Genomic DNA, 17626 nt, shown 5'->3' on the forward strand with positions numbered 1-17626 from the left:
GAAACCTACTCTGCCAGTACCTCTGATAGAATGGCTAGCGACTTAATTTCCCCCAGCCTGTCTACATGCAACTGGTAGTAGCGAATCAGGATGTCCAGCAGTTCACGCCGGATCCGCCCGTTCGGGATAATCCCTGGCACTGCCTCCCCTAAAAGTAAATCAAAGTAATGTTCGTGCGCCTGCAGCGCCAGCACGGGTGGTGCCGAGGTAGCGGACTGTGCGTTGCCCGAAAAAGCTACCTGCTCCACAATCTCTGCCCCGGAACCCGGGCCGAAACCCAAGTGGTAGCTAAGCTGCAGCAAAAACACAAGGTGAAAATTCTCGAAATCCCGATCCTGCTCATCAAAGAAAATAATGGCATTGTAAAGGAAGTGAAACAGCACCGGGTTTTCCTCCTCCTCCTTTATAGTGCGCGATACCATTTCAGACAGAAACAGCAGAATACTGCTCTTCCGGATATCAAATGGAATAGTGGAAAAGGGATGTGCGCTCTTGAACTCCGACATACGGGTAAGGCCCCCTCTGTGAGAGGTATACACCACCATTTCCAGCAGCGTGAAGGGCTGGAACAGCGCAACACGGGAACCCGGCCCTTTCTTGCGCACCCCGTTCACAACATAGGACTGCACCCCCAATACCTCTGTATATACCCTGGCAATAACAGAAGTCTCGCGGTACTTGATGTGGTTCAGTACAATGCCCCGTGTTTTAACTAACATATTTTAATATAGTAACTCAAATTGGGCTTCTCGAATCAGGTGCAGGTATGTTGCTGAAAAGCTCATTCCTGCTACGCTATAATTTAAATCTTGCTGGCGTTCTACTCCAGTACGGCTATTTTACTGATACAGGTTTGCCCGCCGTCCCCACCTGAACTCATCACTAAATACACACCTGCCTTCACGCGTTTGCCATTATAGTCGCGGGCATCCCAGGTGAGGGTGCCACCCAAAGCTTTTGTTTTGTACACCAGCGTTCCGGAGATATCGGTGATGCGGACATTGGCATTGTTAGGTAAGCCTGAAACCCCTACCAGTCCCGTATAATCACGGCGCACAGGGTTCGGGAAAACAGTGGCGCACTCTGGTTCTCCTTCTGTTATAGTGGCGCCTGCCCTGTAAGAGGCAACGCCTGCCTCCGTTGCCACAAACACTTGCCCTGTTTTATGCTCTATCGCTACCGAAAACACCTTATTAGATGGCAGCGGGCTGTTTTGCGTAGTGAAATGATGTATTACCGCATCGCCATCAGGGCTGAAAAGCCAAAGGCCGTTGTCGGTGCCCATCCATTTCCGGTTAGCACCGTCTACGGCTATAGAACGTACAACCTGCCCATGCAGCAACGGTCTTCTGTCAACAATCGGGACATGGGCATCGTAAGGCTGCGTTTCAAACACAAAACCGGGATTGTAATAAACCCCTACCCCACTGCTTGTACCTACCCAAATATCACCATTCAGGTCTTTCGCTATGCTATAAACAGCACCATCCGGCAAACCGCCGTTTCCTTCCCCGCTTCTGAGCTGGCGCACCTGGTTCTGTACCTCATTAAACACTACCAACCCACTGCCGGCGTTTCCCTGCCGGGCAAATGAGAGCCATTTCTGCCCATAGTCGTCCACCTGAACCACCTCCAGGTTACCCCCACTTGCTACACCCGGAACCACAAAGGCCCTCCAGCTACCATCGGGCCGCAGTACATGCAGTCCCGGTGCTCCGGCAGTCTGGTGCCGGTTTACCACCCACACATTGCCCCCGGCATCCACGTCTATGTCTGTAACCCGCACAGCATTGGCATTTGCGTCCGGGGAAGCGCTGATCAGGGTGCTGTTGCTGTTATTGTGGAGAACGGCCTTACCTACTCCTTCCCACTCCAGCAGGCCATTTCCATAGCTCCCGAAGTACATTTTACCTGTAACAGGATTATGTGCAGCCGCTACTAAATCCTGCACCGGAACGTAGTCTTGTGGGTTTGGGTACAAAAACTGGTTATAGCTTATCCACTCACTGTTTTCATGCACGAAAAAGCCATCCCGGGTTCCGGCCTCCATATAGCCTTCGTTATAGCCGCCGCTTAGTACGTACACCTTGCCCGCATGCGTATAAACCCGGAAACTGTTGCCCGAGAAAGGACCATTGGGCGCAAAAGCAGTGGCTGCACCTCCGTTGATGTTTAACTGAACAAGCCCGTTTATGTAATCGGCTGCCCATACCAGGCCGTCGGCACCTGCATCAGCTTGCTGCGGCTGCACTAGTAACTGATGTTCAAGATGTGTAACGTTCGTTTTCTGGTCCAGCAGGTACACCCCTGCTGCCGTTGCCACAGCGAGATAAGCTGCAGATGCAGAAAGGCTTTTTACAGCGGTGGCAGGAGCAATGCCAGTTTGGTGCCAGCTTCCACCACCCAGGCTGTAGACGCCGCTGCCGGCTGTCCCAGCATAAAGCCTGTTGTCGAAAGCGGCCAGGCTGGTAAGGGTACCGGGCGCAGGTAAGCCATTGGAGTGGCCCGACCAGCTATGAAAATCCTGAAGGTTGGATCCGGTATGCCGTGCCGCAAGTAAGCCACGGTTAGTAGCCAGGTAGATGCTGTCGCGTAGTATGGCTGATGCCTGCACATCCACTGCTGTGCCACCTGGGCCGAGGTTGCTATAGGTGTCTTTTACCTCCCGTTTTTGCAGGTCCAGCACCACTACCCCAAAGGAGCCGGAAAGGTAAGCCAGCTTATTGTATATGAGGATGTGGTTGATCTTTTCTTCCCCGGCAATGGCTTTCCGGTAGATGTCGCTGATGTTATAAATTGCATTGTCGCGCAGGAGATCAACCTGTGTGTTGGCATAGGCTATTACCAGGGTACTGGTGGCAGCATCATAACCAATGGCGCTTATCTGTTGCTCCCGAAGGCCATCTGCTTTCGTTATGACTTCTGTAGTATGAAACTCTTTATCGTAATAGAAGAGACCGCTTTCAGCAGCAACATAGACCTTATCCCCGGCATCGGCCACTGCTTTCCCCTGCCGGTAAGGCACATGTACCTGCCAGCCACCCAGTGCCATGCTGCCCTGCCCATATCCTTCCGCACCGGAAAATAACAGTACCAGCACTGCTATTACGAACAGCCAGCTCCTCATGTGCGCTTTTACAGTTGTACTGCAGCTAAAGTCCATGATATACAAACGGCTTATTTTACTATGCATTGCACCATTGGTTCAGCCTATTATGTTGATTCCGTTTGCACTCTTCTGAAAGAGGAACGTTAACTCCTCTTTTTCATGCCTTTTACAAAGCAATGGCGGCAGCGGGCTTCATAAGAATCTGTTTCGCCCAACATTACCTGCTGTTCTGAGGGCACACTTCGGTAAGAATAAGTGGCAATGTCACCACACTGCACACACACCGCATGCACTTTGGTTACATATTCCGCTACCGCCATGAGGGCAGGCATTGGCCCGAATGGTTTGCCAAGGTAATCCATGTCGAGGCCGGCAGCAATAACGCGTACGCCACTGTTGGCCAGCTTTACACACACCTCTGCCAGACCTTCGTCAAAGAACTGGGCCTCGTCTACCCCTACCACATCGCAGCTGCCACCCAACAACAGCATATCCTGGGCAAAGTCAATGGGTGTGGAGCGGATAGAGATGGCATTATGCGACACCACGTCTACCTCATGGTACCGTTTGTCTATGGAGGGTTTAAAAATCTCGATCTTCTGCTTCGCGATTTTAGCCCGGTTTAGCCTTCTGATAAGCTCTTCTGTCTTTCCTGAGAACATCGATCCGCAGATCACTTCAATCCATCCTCTCCTGGTAGCGTGGTTCTCGTTGCCTACGCGTGGTTCAATAAACATTGTGTGGTAATGTGGTAAACGTTGATGTGGTAATGTGATAATTGGTTAATGTACTAATGTAGTCGTGGTTGAATGGCTAAATTACTGTTTTCATTCTCTAACTTTCTAACCCCAAACCCTCTAACTACTATAGCTCAGGTGTGGCAATTTTGTCTGCTCGGGCACTTTTCCGGTGGCATCGCCATTCTCCAGTGTACACTGGCAGGTTAGTCTTTCGTTATCCTGCAGGCGCCCTTTGTTGCGGTAGCGGATTTCAGCCTCGGTGAGCGGCCCAAAATGCTCCAGCCCCTGCAGCACAAGAATGCGGCAGGTAGTACAGCGGCCTTTGCCTCCGCAGGCATGCATCCAGTCGTTGCCCTGGGCCTGCAGGGCCTTGAGCAATGTTTGCCCCGGTGCAACTTTTACTTCGAGTTGCGCAAGGTTTTGCACCGTCAACTTTGGCATAATTTTATAACTTTACAGAAGAAAGCATACCCCATGGAAGACAAATATAATCAATTACACATAGAGCGTTACAGCAAACAGCTGGCAAATCTGTTATGCGACCGCCACTTTGCCACCTACGACACCTTGAATGGCCCTCAGCTTCTTAGCTTTACACCCATCAAGCAGGTAAACCTATTTGTCATAAAAGAATTGCTGCTGAAGTGGCACCAGGAAATGGCCAACCTGCGCAGCCCCTACTTCGACTATGAGCATGAGGAGGTGAAGGAAGCACTCGTAAACTTTATGAATGTGCTCTCACGCAAAATCCTGATGAAGCGTAATGCCTTTGAGCCGCTGCTGCAGAAGGCCATCTATGATACGTTCTTGGTTGTGCTGGCCCCTGTTACAACCTTTGAGGAGAAATTTCTGCGCATACAGGAGGAGATTGTGCTGCCTAAGCTGCAGGAGAACCTGAAATATATCGATATAGACAAGCCGCTTTTTGCCGGCTTCATTGACACCCTTTCATCCAGCAGCCGCGACAGGGAGTACATCCTGAGCCGCTTTAAGCTGTACGTGAACGCAAACCAGGGCAAGCGCACTCCGCTGGGTGAGTTGGTGCAGAAGTTCAGCAGCCTGCTGCCTATCACCGAGCAGGAGATTTCGGGGCAGCCTGCACCTGTTGTATCGGCCACACCGATACCGAAACCTACTTCGCCGGCTCCAACGCGTGAACGGGAAATTGTGTCTCCTATCCATACGGCACAGCGGGAGGCGTCTGCGCCTACGGCTCCGGCAGCACGCCCTGCTTACCGACCGCAGGAAGAAGATGAAGAAGAGCCACACGTAAATGCACGCCCAACCCTTAACGACAACTTCAGAAAGGCTCCTGCTGCCTCACTGGCCGACTCGCACAGTAACCAGAAAATTGAATCGCTGAAAAACTCCATCTCCATTAACCAGCGCTTCAGTTTTATTAATGAGCTCTTTAATGGTGATAACATGACTTATTACCATACTATCAAAACGCTGGACGAATACAACGACCCGGAAACTGCGAAGCGCTACGTAACGCATGAACTGGCCAGCAAGTATGACTGGAGCAAAAAGCAGGAGCACGTAAACAAACTGCTGCGCCTGATAGAGCGCAAGTTTGCCTGATACTTTTTCAGGGCATAAACAGGAGAGGCCATTGCATTGCAGTGGCCTCTCCTGTTTATATAGCACTCTTGGTTCATATTTCTGTCCGTTTACAAGCCTTGGAAAGAGCACTCCCTTAAAAACAGGAAACTAGCCTGAAAGAGAGCCGTAGGCTGTTGCAAAAGAGAAGGCTAAACATTAATTATGCAGCTGCGATAGGCTTCGCCTGTGCTCCGGCACCAGAAAAGGTGCTTTCCTGTTTTTTCGGAAAAATTAGTGCTAGTTGACACAAAGAGAGATTTAACCCGTAACCTAAATAAAACAGAACCTTATTATCAGCCATGAGAGAAGATTTTGACTACGACGACGACTTCGCCAACAACGATTTTGATGACGAAGAAGAGGATGATGACTTCGGAATGACCTTTGAGGAAGACTTGTACCTGATGATACGGGAGAAACTCCGCGACACCATTCAGGAGTTTAAAGGCAAGTATCCTGCTGCCATGAAGAAGCTGGAAAGTGCGGTTAGCTCATTTAAAGTGAATGCGAAAAACACGGACGATGCCAAGTTCTACCCATTAGCTGCCAAACTGCTGAGCGAGCACATCAAGCCTTTGGCGCAGGAGTACGAAGAGGTGCAGGAAATATACGACAACATGCAGTCAGACATTACCCGCTTTAAGAATCAGCGCGCGCATGGTTTCGAAGGCGACTTGTATCTGACAGAATAATTTACCTGATAGAATGTTCTGAAAGCCCGTCCTATAGCAACAGGATGGGCTTTTATATGACCTATCGTGGTAATACCAATATTTAAATGAAATTTTCCGTGAACTGAAGCGTTAACTAATTTGGTTACTACTTACAGTTGTTTTTTTAATGTACTTTAGGTGTTGCAAATATTCTTTTAGATGCTTGCAACCCTCTGCCGGCTTTTTGAATCTACTGCATAGGAAGATGATAAAAGCTGTGCTATTGAACACGGCGCTATACTGTTACACAAACTTAATACTCCATTAGTTATGGCTGTTAACAAGCTATTCGAAGGAGAACAATGCCTTATCCAGACGGTGGATAAGAAAATTGTACTCACCACACACCGCCTCATGAAGATTAGCTTCTCATGGGTGCTGCCAAGAAAAGATTCTGTTATGCTTGAAGACATTGTAAAATGGGAAATCAAGCAGACAGGCAATAATCTGTACCTGGGCCTGAGCATCATCCTGGCCCTTACTACCTATTTCAATAATTCCCTGGCGTTGTTCAGCGGGTTTTTCCTTATCCTTTACCTGATGACGCGCTACCGCAAAATCCACATCAGAACAAACGATGATGTAATGGTGCTCCCCTTGAATGTGGTGGATGAATCCGGTATAAACGTACTGATAGACACGGTGCGTGTGGCGCAGCAGGACCGGCTTGAACGACTAAAGGAAGAAACAACAGTACCGGCTTAACTCTTTACCAGCAAGAGTACCCATAGCAGCCTTCGGGCCATGCAGCGAAATTAAATGCGCTGTGTGGCCCGAAGGCTTTTTGTTTGCACAATATCTTACCATTCATCTCGTATTATTACTATATTTATGCGTTTTATAGATGAATGCAGCATGCCAGTAGAAGAATTGATATACCCGGACAGAGTGAAGGCACACCAGCAAAAGATAAAGCAGGTTTTCAACGAAGTTAGCAAAGTGGTGGTAGGCCAGACATACATGGTGAACCGCCTCCTGATTGGTTTGTTTACCGGCGGGCACATTCTGCTGGAAGGGGTGCCCGGCCTGGCGAAAACGCTAACCATCAACTCTTTATCCAAAGCGCTTCACCTTGACTTCCAGCGCATTCAGTTCACACCGGACCTGCTTCCTTCCGACCTTATCGGGACGATGATCTATAACCAGAACGCCTCTGCTTTTGAGGTGAAGAAAGGACCTATTTTTGCGAACCTGATACTAGCCGACGAGGTGAACCGCTCCCCGGCCAAGGTACAGTCAGCTTTACTGGAGGCAATGCAGGAGAAACAGGTAACGATTGGCGAGGCCACCTACATGCTGGACCTGCCTTTCCTGGTGCTGGCTACGCAGAACCCGGTTGAGCACGAGGGCACTTATCCCCTGCCCGAGGCCCAGGTAGACCGCTTTATGATGAAGGTGTACATTGACTACCCGAAAAAAGAGGACGAGTTGGAGATTATGCGCCGCATGGCCAATATGAGCTATTCAGACACAGTATCAAAAGTACTGTCGAAGGAAGACATCTTCTCTATCCGGAATGAAATGAACCAGGTGCAGATATCAGAAACGCTGGAGAAGTATATTATAGAGTTAGTGTTTGCCACGCGCCGCCCTGCCGAGTATGACCTGAACGAGTTTGCACCCTACATCCAGTTTGGGGTATCGCCCAGAGCCAGTATAGCCTTGAACCGCGCAGCCAAAGCCGTGGCCTATTTCGATGAGCGGGACTATGTGCTACCTGAGGACATAAAAGAAGTGGCGCATGATGTGATGAACCACCGCATTATTCTCAACTACGAAGCCGAGGCTGACGGCATTAAAACAAAAGATTTCATAGAGGCTATTCTGCGTAAAGTACCTATAAGCTAAACTGGTAGAAATTTCTTTTTTGCTCAGGAATTGCACTCTTTCTCATTTCTGTCAAACACTCTTTTAGCGCCTGCGTAACAACTCCTAATCCTTCTGCACCACAAGCGGTCAGCCTCAGTGCAGGAAGGTATTTTGTTGTGTCACTTAATTTAAAGGTTATGCTGAGAGGTTTGTTTAAAATGTATTTGTTACGGAAGCTGATGGGCGGCGGAGGCGGAGGAAGAGGCCGGGGTGGCTGTGCCGGTATAGGATGCATCGGCATTATTGTCATACTTGTGATTGTGTACTTCCTGTTCGGCTCCTCCTTCTGAAAAGATACTATTACATCTGCTGTGCATCAAGCCCAGGCTCTTTACAACAAGGTGTAACTATATTAAAATCAGAAGTCCGCTGCCCTGGCGGACTTCTTCAAAATGCTAAATCCTAGTGCCGCTGTTCACATAAGGCATTGGCTCTAATTCCTTCTCTGCTATAGCGTTTCCAGGCGTCTCCACTGTACCTTTTTTTCTTCCAGTTCTGTACCCTTGGCTTTTCTGCTAAAAATTCTGATAAGCAAAACTGACGACGACGTCCTATGCTATTCATCTTGTGCCTGAGTGAAGACATAATTTCCTGAAAAAGAACGGTCAAAAAAATATTTAAAACGTTATAAGTTAGCCACGCTTCTTTATTATGTTATATCTATTTATGAAATTTAACAAACCACACATCTATGGACAAGCAGCGAATACTAAACAAGCTAAGCCGCAGAAGCTTTATCCGTAACTCTGTTATAGCAGCTACTGGTGTAACCTTATTACCGTCAGTGCTCACCAGCTGCAACGTTGACGATGATTTCTTCCCTATCAAGGACTTTGGTTTCCTTGAGGGAGTAGCCAGTTTTGACCCCACTCAGGACAGAGTCGTTCTTTGGACCCGCTATACTTCTGCGTCCAAAACAGGTGCTAAGCCTACGATACGGCTTGATGTAGCGACAGACAAAGATTTTAACCAAGTCTTGGTCAGCCAGTCTGTTGAGGTGGATACGGCCAGCGACAATACTGTTAATGTAGATGTGAGCAACCTTACCTCGAACACCAAGTATTACTACCGGTTCAGAAACGAAAGGAACGGAATTACCTCAGTTGTAGGGGAAACCAAAACACTGCCTGCTGCCGGAGAGGCCTCTGAAGTTAAAATGGCCGTCGTTTCCTGTGCGAATTATCAATCCGGCTTATTTAATGTGTATGGTGCTGTGGCTGAATCGGATGCTGATGTAGTGGTTCATTTGGGGGATTATATTTATGAATATGGTTTGGGTGAGTACGGCACAACGGAGCTGACGATTCCTCTGGGAAGACTGCATTACCCTAAAGATGAAACAATAACGCTTGAAGATTACCGGGCCAGGTACCGGCAGTACAGAAGAGATGTGCAACTGCAGAAAACCCACCAGCTAAAACCGTTTATCTGTGTCTGGGATGATCATGAAATAGCAGACGATGCCTGGGAAGACGGAGCCTTGAATCACCAACCAGACGAAGGCAGCTACGAAACCAGGAAACTGAACGCGATACAGGCGTGGCATGAGTATTTACCTGCACGTGTGGAAGACAACGCCAAAATCTATAGAAATTTTGAAATTGCCGGCATTGTAAACTTAATGATGCTGGATACCCGGATTGTTGGAAGGGACAAACAACTGTATTACAACGACTACTTAACACCAGACGGACCGAACGCCGCAGCATTCTTAGCAGACTGGCAAAATCCTGCCCGTACTATTTTAGGCACAGAGCAACGTTCCTGGCTAATAGCAACAATGGGTGCCAGTTCGGCTTAATGGCAGGTACTGGGAAGCCAGGTGCTGATGGGTAAGATGTTGATTCCCGCTGAATTACTCCTCCTTATAGGGCAGATTGCCACAGGCAACGCCAGTCCGGAAGTGTTTGCCCAGTTTACTTCTACCGTCACAGAGTTAGTCACCATAAAGGCCAGAGTTCTTCAGGGTGACCCAACGGTTACTGCCGCAGAAAGGGCCAGGATAGAAACAGTGCTGCCTTACAACCTGGATGCCTGGGATGGTTACCCTGTGGAGCGGGAAATAATTTACACAGCAGCAGCCGGCAGAAAGCTCATTTCCCTGGCCGGCGATACCCACAACGCCTGGTATTCAGACCTGACAGCCGTATCAGGCAACAAAGTTGGAGCAGAGTTTGCGACTGCTTCTGTGTCATCTCCTGGCTTTGAGGCGCTGTTTGGTGACGACCCGGAGGTAAGCAGGCATTCACCATTCTCATTGATGACCTCAAATACCTGAATGCATCAGACAGAGGATACGTAATGGCCCGCTTCTCAAACAGCGAGGCACAGGCGGAGTGGAGGTTTGTTCAGATCCTCGCAACGAAAAATACCAATACGTTCACCGAAAACACTGCTTCTGAAGGATAAGAAACCAATGGAAACTGTGGCTGGTTAAGACTACTCCTGCATTGCCTGCTAGCTGCAATACTCCTCTGCCTCCCGTTAAAGGTATAAGCCTGCGCATTTAAAAGTTGCTCATTAACCTGTATAAATCAAAAGGCAGCAGCTGAAGATATTATTCAGCTGCTGCCTTTTCTACATTCTTTCCGATAGAGCTAAAAAATTATAAGCGGCTTAGTTCTTTTAGATCTACCTCTTCTCTGAACACGTTACTGAACCGATCAGTGATCTGTACGGCAACACGCTGTACTCCGTCTGAAAGCTTTGCAAAGAACATGTGCTCCGTGAGTTGCGGCTCCACCCATTTATGCTTGGCAGGTTTGGCAGCTCCGAGGTGCAGCTCCACCGAAAGTGGGTCTAAGGCTGTTTCGCGCTGCATCTCCCCCATACGCCTGCCGTCTTCAAACCACTCTACTTTCCACTCAGGGTCCCAGTTCCACACGTTCACAGCTAGGTGTTCCGGTTTCTTTTCCACAGCACCTACCGGGTAGATACGCATCTGGTGTGCTTTGTCCTGGCCGATAGCTTTGTAGTACCACTGTATGTCACTGCCTTTCACTTCGTACACCCCGTAGCCGCTTGGCGTGCCGTCGAAGCAGATCGGCCCTGTCCACCAGGCGCCGCAGACGGTGCCGTGAACATGCTCAATTGTGTTTTCTCCAAAAACCTTTTCGTTAAAATGCGTGTGCCCCGACATGATGTGTGCCTTATATGGTTTCAGCAAACGATATAGCTCCTTTCTGTTAGACACCACGCCACCCAATGGTTCCTCTTTTTCCTTATTGCGCACATGCTGTTTGTTATAAGCTGGTATGTGCAGACTTACAACTACCGTACTGCCGGCCTTTACCTGCGCCAGGTCCTGCTCCAACCAACTCAATTGTTTCTCAGTCAGGTAGCCAATATATTTCTTAGCTGTACCAATAAAGAAAACATCATCCAGCACCACATAATGAATTTCGCCCCGGTTAAACGAGTAATAGGTAGGGCCGAAAAGCTTTTTAAAAGTTTCGCCCGACAAGTCATCCGTACGTGCATCCAAATCCATGTCATGGTTTCCAATTACCTGGAAGAACGGAATACCCGTAGTGCCAACGCCTTGCTTGTAATCATCGAATAACTCGAAACGATCCCATACTAAGTCTCCGCAGCCTATGCCATGGAACAAGGTGCCTTTGTCATAGCTGTCAACCAGCTTTCTGGTGTCCGGGGCAGACTTTGTCTTGAACTCCTCCGCATCAGCTTCAGATATCATCTGCGGGTCTGCCCAAATAATAAAGTTATGCTGCGTGTCGTCCTGGCTTAGCTTCTTTAACTCAAAGTCGGCCTTAAACTTACCACGTGCTGCCTCTATTTTTTTATAGAACCTCGCGATGCCTTGCTCCTGGTTAAACTCAAACCCGCGCGGAGTGGAGATATAGACAAAATCCGCTGTTGCATTACTCTCCAGTTCATAATTGCCTTTTGCGTCCGTAAGCGTGACATTGATACCATCTGTTACGGCAACACCCGGAACGCCTTTGCCCTGTGCCTGCACTCTGCCGCTAAGGCTTATGGTTGAAAGCTCTTTGCCCTTAGCTGGCACTTTAGGTGCAGCCTGCAGTGCATTTGTATCAAGCGTAAAGCCGGCAAGGCCAGCCAAGCCCAACGATTTAAGAAAAGTTCTTCTTTTCTGTGACATCATCTAATGTTTTGAATAATTTGAATAGGCGGCGCAAGCACTTCAGAAGTCCTGCGCCGCCGTTATAAAAGAAGTTTACAAGTGTCTTATTTTTCCCACCAAACCTTTGTGTTGATGTCGTCTTCACCCATGTGCTCGACAGCCTTTCTGTAGTTGTCGTTGTTGCTTTGCTGTACGGCAGTAGGATACCTGAACCGAACAGGAACCATCTGGTTGTTCACCATAGCCTCTGTTTTAGGAAGCGAAGGCAGGCCCGTACGGCGGTATTCAAACCACTGCTGGTAATCGTTAAAGAACAGGGCCAGGTACTTTTGCAGCATGATTTGCTCCAGCGTGCCATCATAAGCGGCGGCAGAGTTCTCAAAATAATCAGCAGGCACCTCGGCTCCCCATTGTTCTATGGCCGCCTTAACCCCCTTTTCATAATGTGCCTCCGCATCGCTGCCGATAACTCCCTGCTGGGCAAGTTCTGCCTTGATAAACTCCACCTCCGCATAAGTCATAATAACCGAGATCATAGGGGCCGTAACAAGGGCAATGTTCAGGGTTGACGGAGTAAAGTCAAACTGCGAATCGTTGCCGGCGTACCCGCTTGGTATACCTTTGTACCCTATGGATGTGGTCCCGTCGTTCATCCTGGCCTCCGTAAAAAACTTTTCCAGGCGTGGATCATTCAGGGCATTCAGGTTATCGATAAAAAACTCAGATGCGGCACGGCCTGTTCTGAAGTCGACGGCGCGGCCCCATGGTGATATAAGCGGCGCGACACCTGAAATCTCCAGTATGGCAGCCTCTTCGTTGCTCGTAAACACCGGGTTTTCACCTGGATTGCTGATGATCTCGGCCATCCGGGCAAAGGAATTCATCTCTGACCTTTTGGAAACCCTTAACAGCAATCGCAGGCGCAGCGAGTTGCAAAAGCGCTGCCACTTGTCTACATCATTGTTGTATAGGATATCAGTACCGTAGATCATGCCCCTGTCCGTGTCAAACAACGTGCTTGCCCTATCAAGATCACTGAGGATTTTGGTGTATATCTCCTCCTGTGTGTTAAAGGCTGGATAAAAGATGCCTTCATCACCGCGGGCAGCCTCCTCCATCGGCACATCCCCGAAGGAGTCGGTGAGCAGGGAATACGCCCAGGCGTTTAGCGTGAGGGCGATGGCCTCATAGTTAGGGTCCTGCGCCTCAACTGCCGCCTCATGCATTTCCTTTATATTGGTAATCCAGCGGTAATAGGTGTTCCAGGTGGAGTTGCCAGCGTTATCGCCAACATCATAACGGTGCTCCCCTCCCGATGCGCTGGGAAAAGGAAGCGCCACCTGCATGATCTCAAACGTATAAGCATTGCTTCGGGAAGTGTTAAAACTGGCCATCTCGTAGAGGATGGGGTTCAGCAAGGTGCCAGGGCTGATGGTTTCTATCCTGTTCGGGTCGAGGTTTACTTCTTCAAAGTCGTCGGTACACGACACACTGATGCAGCTGAGTGCTACAAGTAAAACCAGAATCTTCTTTATCTTTATCATATTTTTTTATGGTTTGGAGGTACTGCCAGCAAGGCATACGATCCCTTTGACAGTTCTCAAAATTTTGTATTATACCTGCTGCTGTTATTTAGAAATTCAAAGTAACATTCACACCGTATGTTCTTGTGGAAGGCATCTGCCCGATTTCAACGCCTGGCAGAATGGTAGAACCGTTCAGGGCTGCTGTCTCCGGGTCGAACATCGGGAAGTTGGTGAGCATGGCCAGGTCACGACCGTAAAGCGCAATGCTTGCTCCGTTCAGTGCTTTTGTTCTTGCTAGCAGTGCCTTAGGCAGGCTGAACTCCAGCCGCATTTCCCTTAGTTTAAGAAAAGAGGCATCGAACGAGTTGGACTCTACATTGGCGCGGCGGTAGTACCTCCTATAGTAGTCAGCCGGGTTTACTTGCTTTGTATTTGGTGAGTAGGTGCCGTCTGCATTTTCTACCACGCCGTCTCCCACAATATACCCTTCTTCACGGCCCATCAGCGTGTGCTTTAATTTACCCTGCTCACTCATCTTGTGGTGCGTCTGAGAGTAAACAATACCGCCATACTGGCCATCGAGCAGGAAGCTGAACCTGAAATTCTTGTAAGAGAACTCATTTAAAAAGCCTCCCTTCCAGTCAGCATAGGCATTGCCGATGTACTGCGTTTCATCGGGGTAGGCGGGAAGGCCTGATGCATCGTACACAATCTGCCCATCAGGACTCCGCACAAAGCCGTAGCCGTAAATATCGCCTGTGGTGCCGCCCACTTTGGCAATGATGGTTGCCTGGCCACCGGAGCCAATCACCTGCTGGTCCTCCATTCCGTCAGCTAGTTCCAGCACTTTATTGTCGTTTTTAGACCAAGTGACGGTTGAATTCCACTTAAAATCAGCATTATCAATTGGCCTAGCGTTCAGCACCAGTTCAATGCCCTGGTTGCGCACCTCTCCTGCATTCAGCACTGCTCTGCTGTAGCCTGTTGTATTATCGATGGGCACGTCCAGTATCTGATTGCGGGTAAAGCTTCTGTACAGGGTCAGGTCCATGCCGATGCGGCCATTGAAGAGCATGTACTCCAAACCGGCCTCGTAACTGGTGGTAATTTCAGGCTTGAAATCAACGTTATGCAAGGTGGTAGGCACAGAACCGGAGCTGGCAAACTCGCTTTGTCCGTAGTACTTCCTGGTTCTGTAAGGGTCTGTATCGTTACCCACCTGCGCTGCCGACAGCCTTAACTTGGCATAAGAAACCTGCCGTGGCAGCGTAAGCAGGTCACTGAGGATAAAGCTGGAACTGATAGAGGGGTAAAAGAAAGAATTGTTCTGTACAGGCAGTGTGCTGGACCAGTCGTTACGCCCGGTAATGTCTACAAATATTTTATCTTCATAAGAGAAGGTTGTCAGGGCATACAGGCTGTTTACTTTTTTGTTGCGATGGTAGGTCGTCATCAACGGGTTACTGATGCCGTTAGAGAGTTTGTATACCCCCGGAATCACCAGCCCGTCTACCACGCCATTCGTGCCTCTGAACCTTCGGGTCATGGCGTTACCACCCACCGAAGCCCTCACATCTATCTTGCTTCCAATCTTATCGCGGTAAGTAAGCAAGGCATCTGTGTTTATCTCATAGTCAAAAATATTCTGCTCCTTATAGTAACCGTACTGGAAATTGGCTGTGTTGAAAGGGCGGCGCATTTCACGGTCTTCGTTGCTCAGGTCAATGCCTGAACGCACCATCAACTCAAGCTTTGGCGTGAACTCATACGTAGCCGACAGGTTGCCGATTGTGGCATAGTTATTTAATGCGTTTGTCATTTCATACGCGATAACATAAGGGTTATCGATATAGGAGCTAAAGGGGTGAATCTGCTCTATCTGCTCCCTTCCTGCCTTCCATCTTGGTTCGTACCAGGCTAAGTCCACGTTCGGGTTCTGAAAGATCATGAAATAGGAGATAGATTGATTGCTGTAACCGGTTCCGGGCAGGTTATCGCTTTTCTTGTGGGTGAAGTTTACCTTGGAGTTAAACTTTAGCTTATCCGAGGCGTTGTAATTCAGGCTAAGCGCTGCGGTCATTCGCTCAAAGCCGGTGTTGGGCATAATCCACTCGTTTTTGGAGTGAGTGACAGAGGCACGGGCAGACCCTCTTTCGTTGCTCCCTGCAACCGAAACATTATTGGTGATGGTGTAGCCTGTCCTGAAGAAACCTTTCACATTGTCTTTGTAAGGCCTCCACAGTTGCCGCTCCGCTGATTGCCCTTCCAGGGTAGGATCGTACTGGTAGTAGTACTGGCCATCAAATCTAGGACCGTAAGCGCTACTGGTGCTGCCCGTATTGCCGCCGTCTTCGGATGCTCCGTAAGAATAGTAAGGCTCTCCTGCATCATTAAAATATTTGCCTGTGCCCTGGCCGTACTCATGCTGGAAATCAGGCCATTTTAACACATTGTTGAAGGCAACATTCGTGTTTACAGTTACGCCCAGGCCCTTTCTGCCTGCCCCTGACTTGGTAGTGATGATGAGTGCACCGTTGGCGGCCCGACTCCCATACAAGGCTGCAGCACTAGGTCCTTTCAACACGGTTATACTTTCTATATCGTCTGGGTTGATGTCTGCTATGCCATTACCGAAATCTACTGGTATGTCATTCCCTGAACCAGCCCCGTAGGCATTACTGGCTCCTGAACCTGTCATGTCACTGCTCATCGGCACGCCGTCCAGCACAATCAGGGCATTGTTGCCATTGGGGTTGAGCGAGTTATCACCCCGGAGCGAAACTCTGGTGGAATTTACCGGACCAGAACCAGGAGAGACAAGGTTAAGCCCCGCTACCTTTCCTGACAATGCCTGCACGAAATTATTAGATCGGGCCTGGGTTAAATTTTCGCCGCTAACGGTCTGGGTGGCATAGCCCAGCGCTTTTTGTTCCCGCTCAATACCCAGTGCCGTCACCACTACTTCCTGTAGCATCTTGTCATCTTGCTGCAGCTGTACATTTAGGGTGGCGCTGCCGTTGTATGGTATTTCAGTTGTTTGGAAACCTATGAAACGGAACACCAGTGCGTCCTGTGTTGTGAGTGCATGAGGAGAGGTAAGACTGTAGGCGCCGTTGAAATCTGTGGAAGTGCCGATGGATGTGCCGCGTAACAGTACCGTCACACCGGGCTGCGGTACACCTTCGTTATCTGTTACCACACCCCGCACTGCCATTGACTGTGCGAAGGCGCTGCAACAACACAGTAGCATGAACAGGAGCACTGCTATATGTTTTCCCCCGACCTTTGTAATTCTTAAACTCATAACCTTGCTTGTTTTTGTTTGCTGCAAAGCTACCCGCACTAGGTTAAGCGCTGGTTAAGGAGGCTTTAAGATTAGGTTAAGGTATCATTACCCTATTGTTTTGACTGAGTTGAGCAGGAAATAGCCTTCTTCAGGATGATTACCTGTCTTAGCCTGTTCAAGTGCTTTTATTTAAAGTTGAAGATAACATAACATGCGCTTCACACAGTTCTGGTGCCTCATGCGTTACTTTTGCATGAAACTAGCCAATACCATGGAAGAGTTGCAAGAAGGGCTTTTAACAAGGAGTTCCCTGACAAGTGGCACAGCAATTATCACAAACTGGAAGCCTTCAGCCGCCTTGTAAAGTTTAAGTAAGAGTATGGTCACACCCGTGTCCCGTTAGGCCCAAAGCCAGGCAAATGGGTCAGCAGAATGCGGCAAGTGAGAGCAAAGCCTAGCCCAGAGCGGGTTTCTCTTCTGGAGGCCATCGCGTTTGACTGGGGCAACCAAAGGCCGGTTGTAAAATCTTTACAGAATCACAAAAATCAGACATCCGATCTCGCAACAGCCTAGGCTGCGTTGACAATTATAGCAGCAGTGTCATGGCTGCAGCCAGGTGCAGGAATGCCAGAAAGCTAGAGGCAGTCTTGTCGTATCGGGTGGCGATGCGGCG

Annotated in this window: 12 protein-coding genes and 1 pseudogene; 6 read left to right on the forward strand and 7 right to left on the reverse strand. The window is 49.0% G+C overall.

The features are described from left to right. Positions 1 to 5: 5 nt before the first annotated feature. The 4 genes from recO to ACYVB1_RS20865 all read right to left on the reverse strand — a co-directional run bounded on the left by recO (position 6) and on the right by ACYVB1_RS20865 (position 4290). Positions 6 to 719 (reverse strand): DNA repair protein RecO, encoded by a 714-nt coding sequence (recO, locus tag ACYVB1_RS20850; protein ID WP_460925746.1) that lies wholly within the window; start codon positions 717 to 719, stop codon positions 6 to 8. Between the two features lie 101 nt (positions 720 to 820). Beyond that, positions 821 to 3127 carry a type IX secretion system anionic LPS delivery protein PorZ gene (gene porZ, locus ACYVB1_RS20855; RefSeq protein ID WP_460925747.1) on the reverse strand — a complete coding sequence of 769 codons (2307 nt, stop codon included), beginning with the start codon at positions 3125 to 3127 and terminating at the stop codon, positions 821 to 823. Positions 3128 to 3252: 125 nt separating this feature from the next. After that, positions 3253 to 3846, reverse strand: a complete 594-nt coding sequence (locus tag ACYVB1_RS20860) for a thymidine kinase (protein WP_460925748.1) — start codon at positions 3844 to 3846, stop codon at positions 3253 to 3255. A gap of 120 nt (positions 3847 to 3966) precedes the next feature. After that, positions 3967 to 4290: a 2Fe-2S iron-sulfur cluster-binding protein gene (locus ACYVB1_RS20865; protein ID WP_460925749.1), complete on the reverse strand. Its 324-nt coding sequence runs from the start codon at positions 4288 to 4290 to the stop codon at positions 3967 to 3969. Positions 4291 to 4323: 33 nt separating this feature from the next. Here ACYVB1_RS20865 and ACYVB1_RS20870 point away from each other — a divergent pair, with 33 nt between their 5' ends. From ACYVB1_RS20870 to ACYVB1_RS20895, 6 genes and pseudogenes are all read left to right on the forward strand, one after another. Next, complete coding sequence (locus ACYVB1_RS20870) at positions 4324 to 5433, forward strand: hypothetical protein (protein WP_460925750.1); 1110 nt, start codon at positions 4324 to 4326, stop codon at positions 5431 to 5433. A gap of 320 nt (positions 5434 to 5753) precedes the next feature. Beyond that, entirely contained in the window at positions 5754 to 6146 is a 393-nt protein-coding gene (locus ACYVB1_RS20875) for a hypothetical protein (protein ID WP_460925751.1), read from the forward strand. Between the two features lie 291 nt (positions 6147 to 6437). Further along, complete coding sequence (locus ACYVB1_RS20880; RefSeq protein WP_460925752.1) at positions 6438 to 6872, forward strand: hypothetical protein; 435 nt, start codon at positions 6438 to 6440, stop codon at positions 6870 to 6872. 150 nt (positions 6873 to 7022) lie between these two features. Beyond that, positions 7023 to 8015, forward strand: coding sequence for an AAA family ATPase (locus ACYVB1_RS20885; RefSeq protein ID WP_460925753.1), 993 nt, complete (start codon positions 7023 to 7025; stop codon positions 8013 to 8015). Positions 8016 to 8194: 179 nt separating this feature from the next. Next, positions 8195 to 8326 (forward strand): hypothetical protein, encoded by a 132-nt coding sequence (locus ACYVB1_RS20890; RefSeq protein WP_460925754.1) that lies wholly within the window; start codon positions 8195 to 8197, stop codon positions 8324 to 8326. A 401-nt stretch (positions 8327 to 8727) separates the two neighbouring features. Continuing rightward, a pseudogene (locus ACYVB1_RS20895) lies at positions 8728 to 10314 on the forward strand (alkaline phosphatase D family protein). Between the two features lie 327 nt (positions 10315 to 10641). On the opposite strand, the gene ACYVB1_RS20900 reads toward ACYVB1_RS20895, so the two are convergent. The 3 genes from ACYVB1_RS20900 to ACYVB1_RS20910 all read right to left on the reverse strand — a co-directional run bounded on the left by ACYVB1_RS20900 (position 10642) and on the right by ACYVB1_RS20910 (position 16971). Then, complete coding sequence (locus ACYVB1_RS20900; protein ID WP_460925755.1) at positions 10642 to 12162, reverse strand: calcineurin-like phosphoesterase C-terminal domain-containing protein; 1521 nt, start codon at positions 12160 to 12162, stop codon at positions 10642 to 10644. An 83-nt stretch (positions 12163 to 12245) separates the two neighbouring features. Next, positions 12246 to 13685, reverse strand: a complete 1440-nt coding sequence (locus tag ACYVB1_RS20905) for a SusD/RagB family nutrient-binding outer membrane lipoprotein (RefSeq protein WP_460925756.1) — start codon at positions 13683 to 13685, stop codon at positions 12246 to 12248. An 88-nt stretch (positions 13686 to 13773) separates the two neighbouring features. Further along, positions 13774 to 16971, reverse strand: coding sequence for a SusC/RagA family TonB-linked outer membrane protein (locus ACYVB1_RS20910; RefSeq protein WP_460925757.1), 3198 nt, complete (start codon positions 16969 to 16971; stop codon positions 13774 to 13776). Between the last annotated feature and the right edge of the window lie 655 nt (positions 16972 to 17626).

It is taken from the genome of Pontibacter brevis, assembly GCF_054779655.1.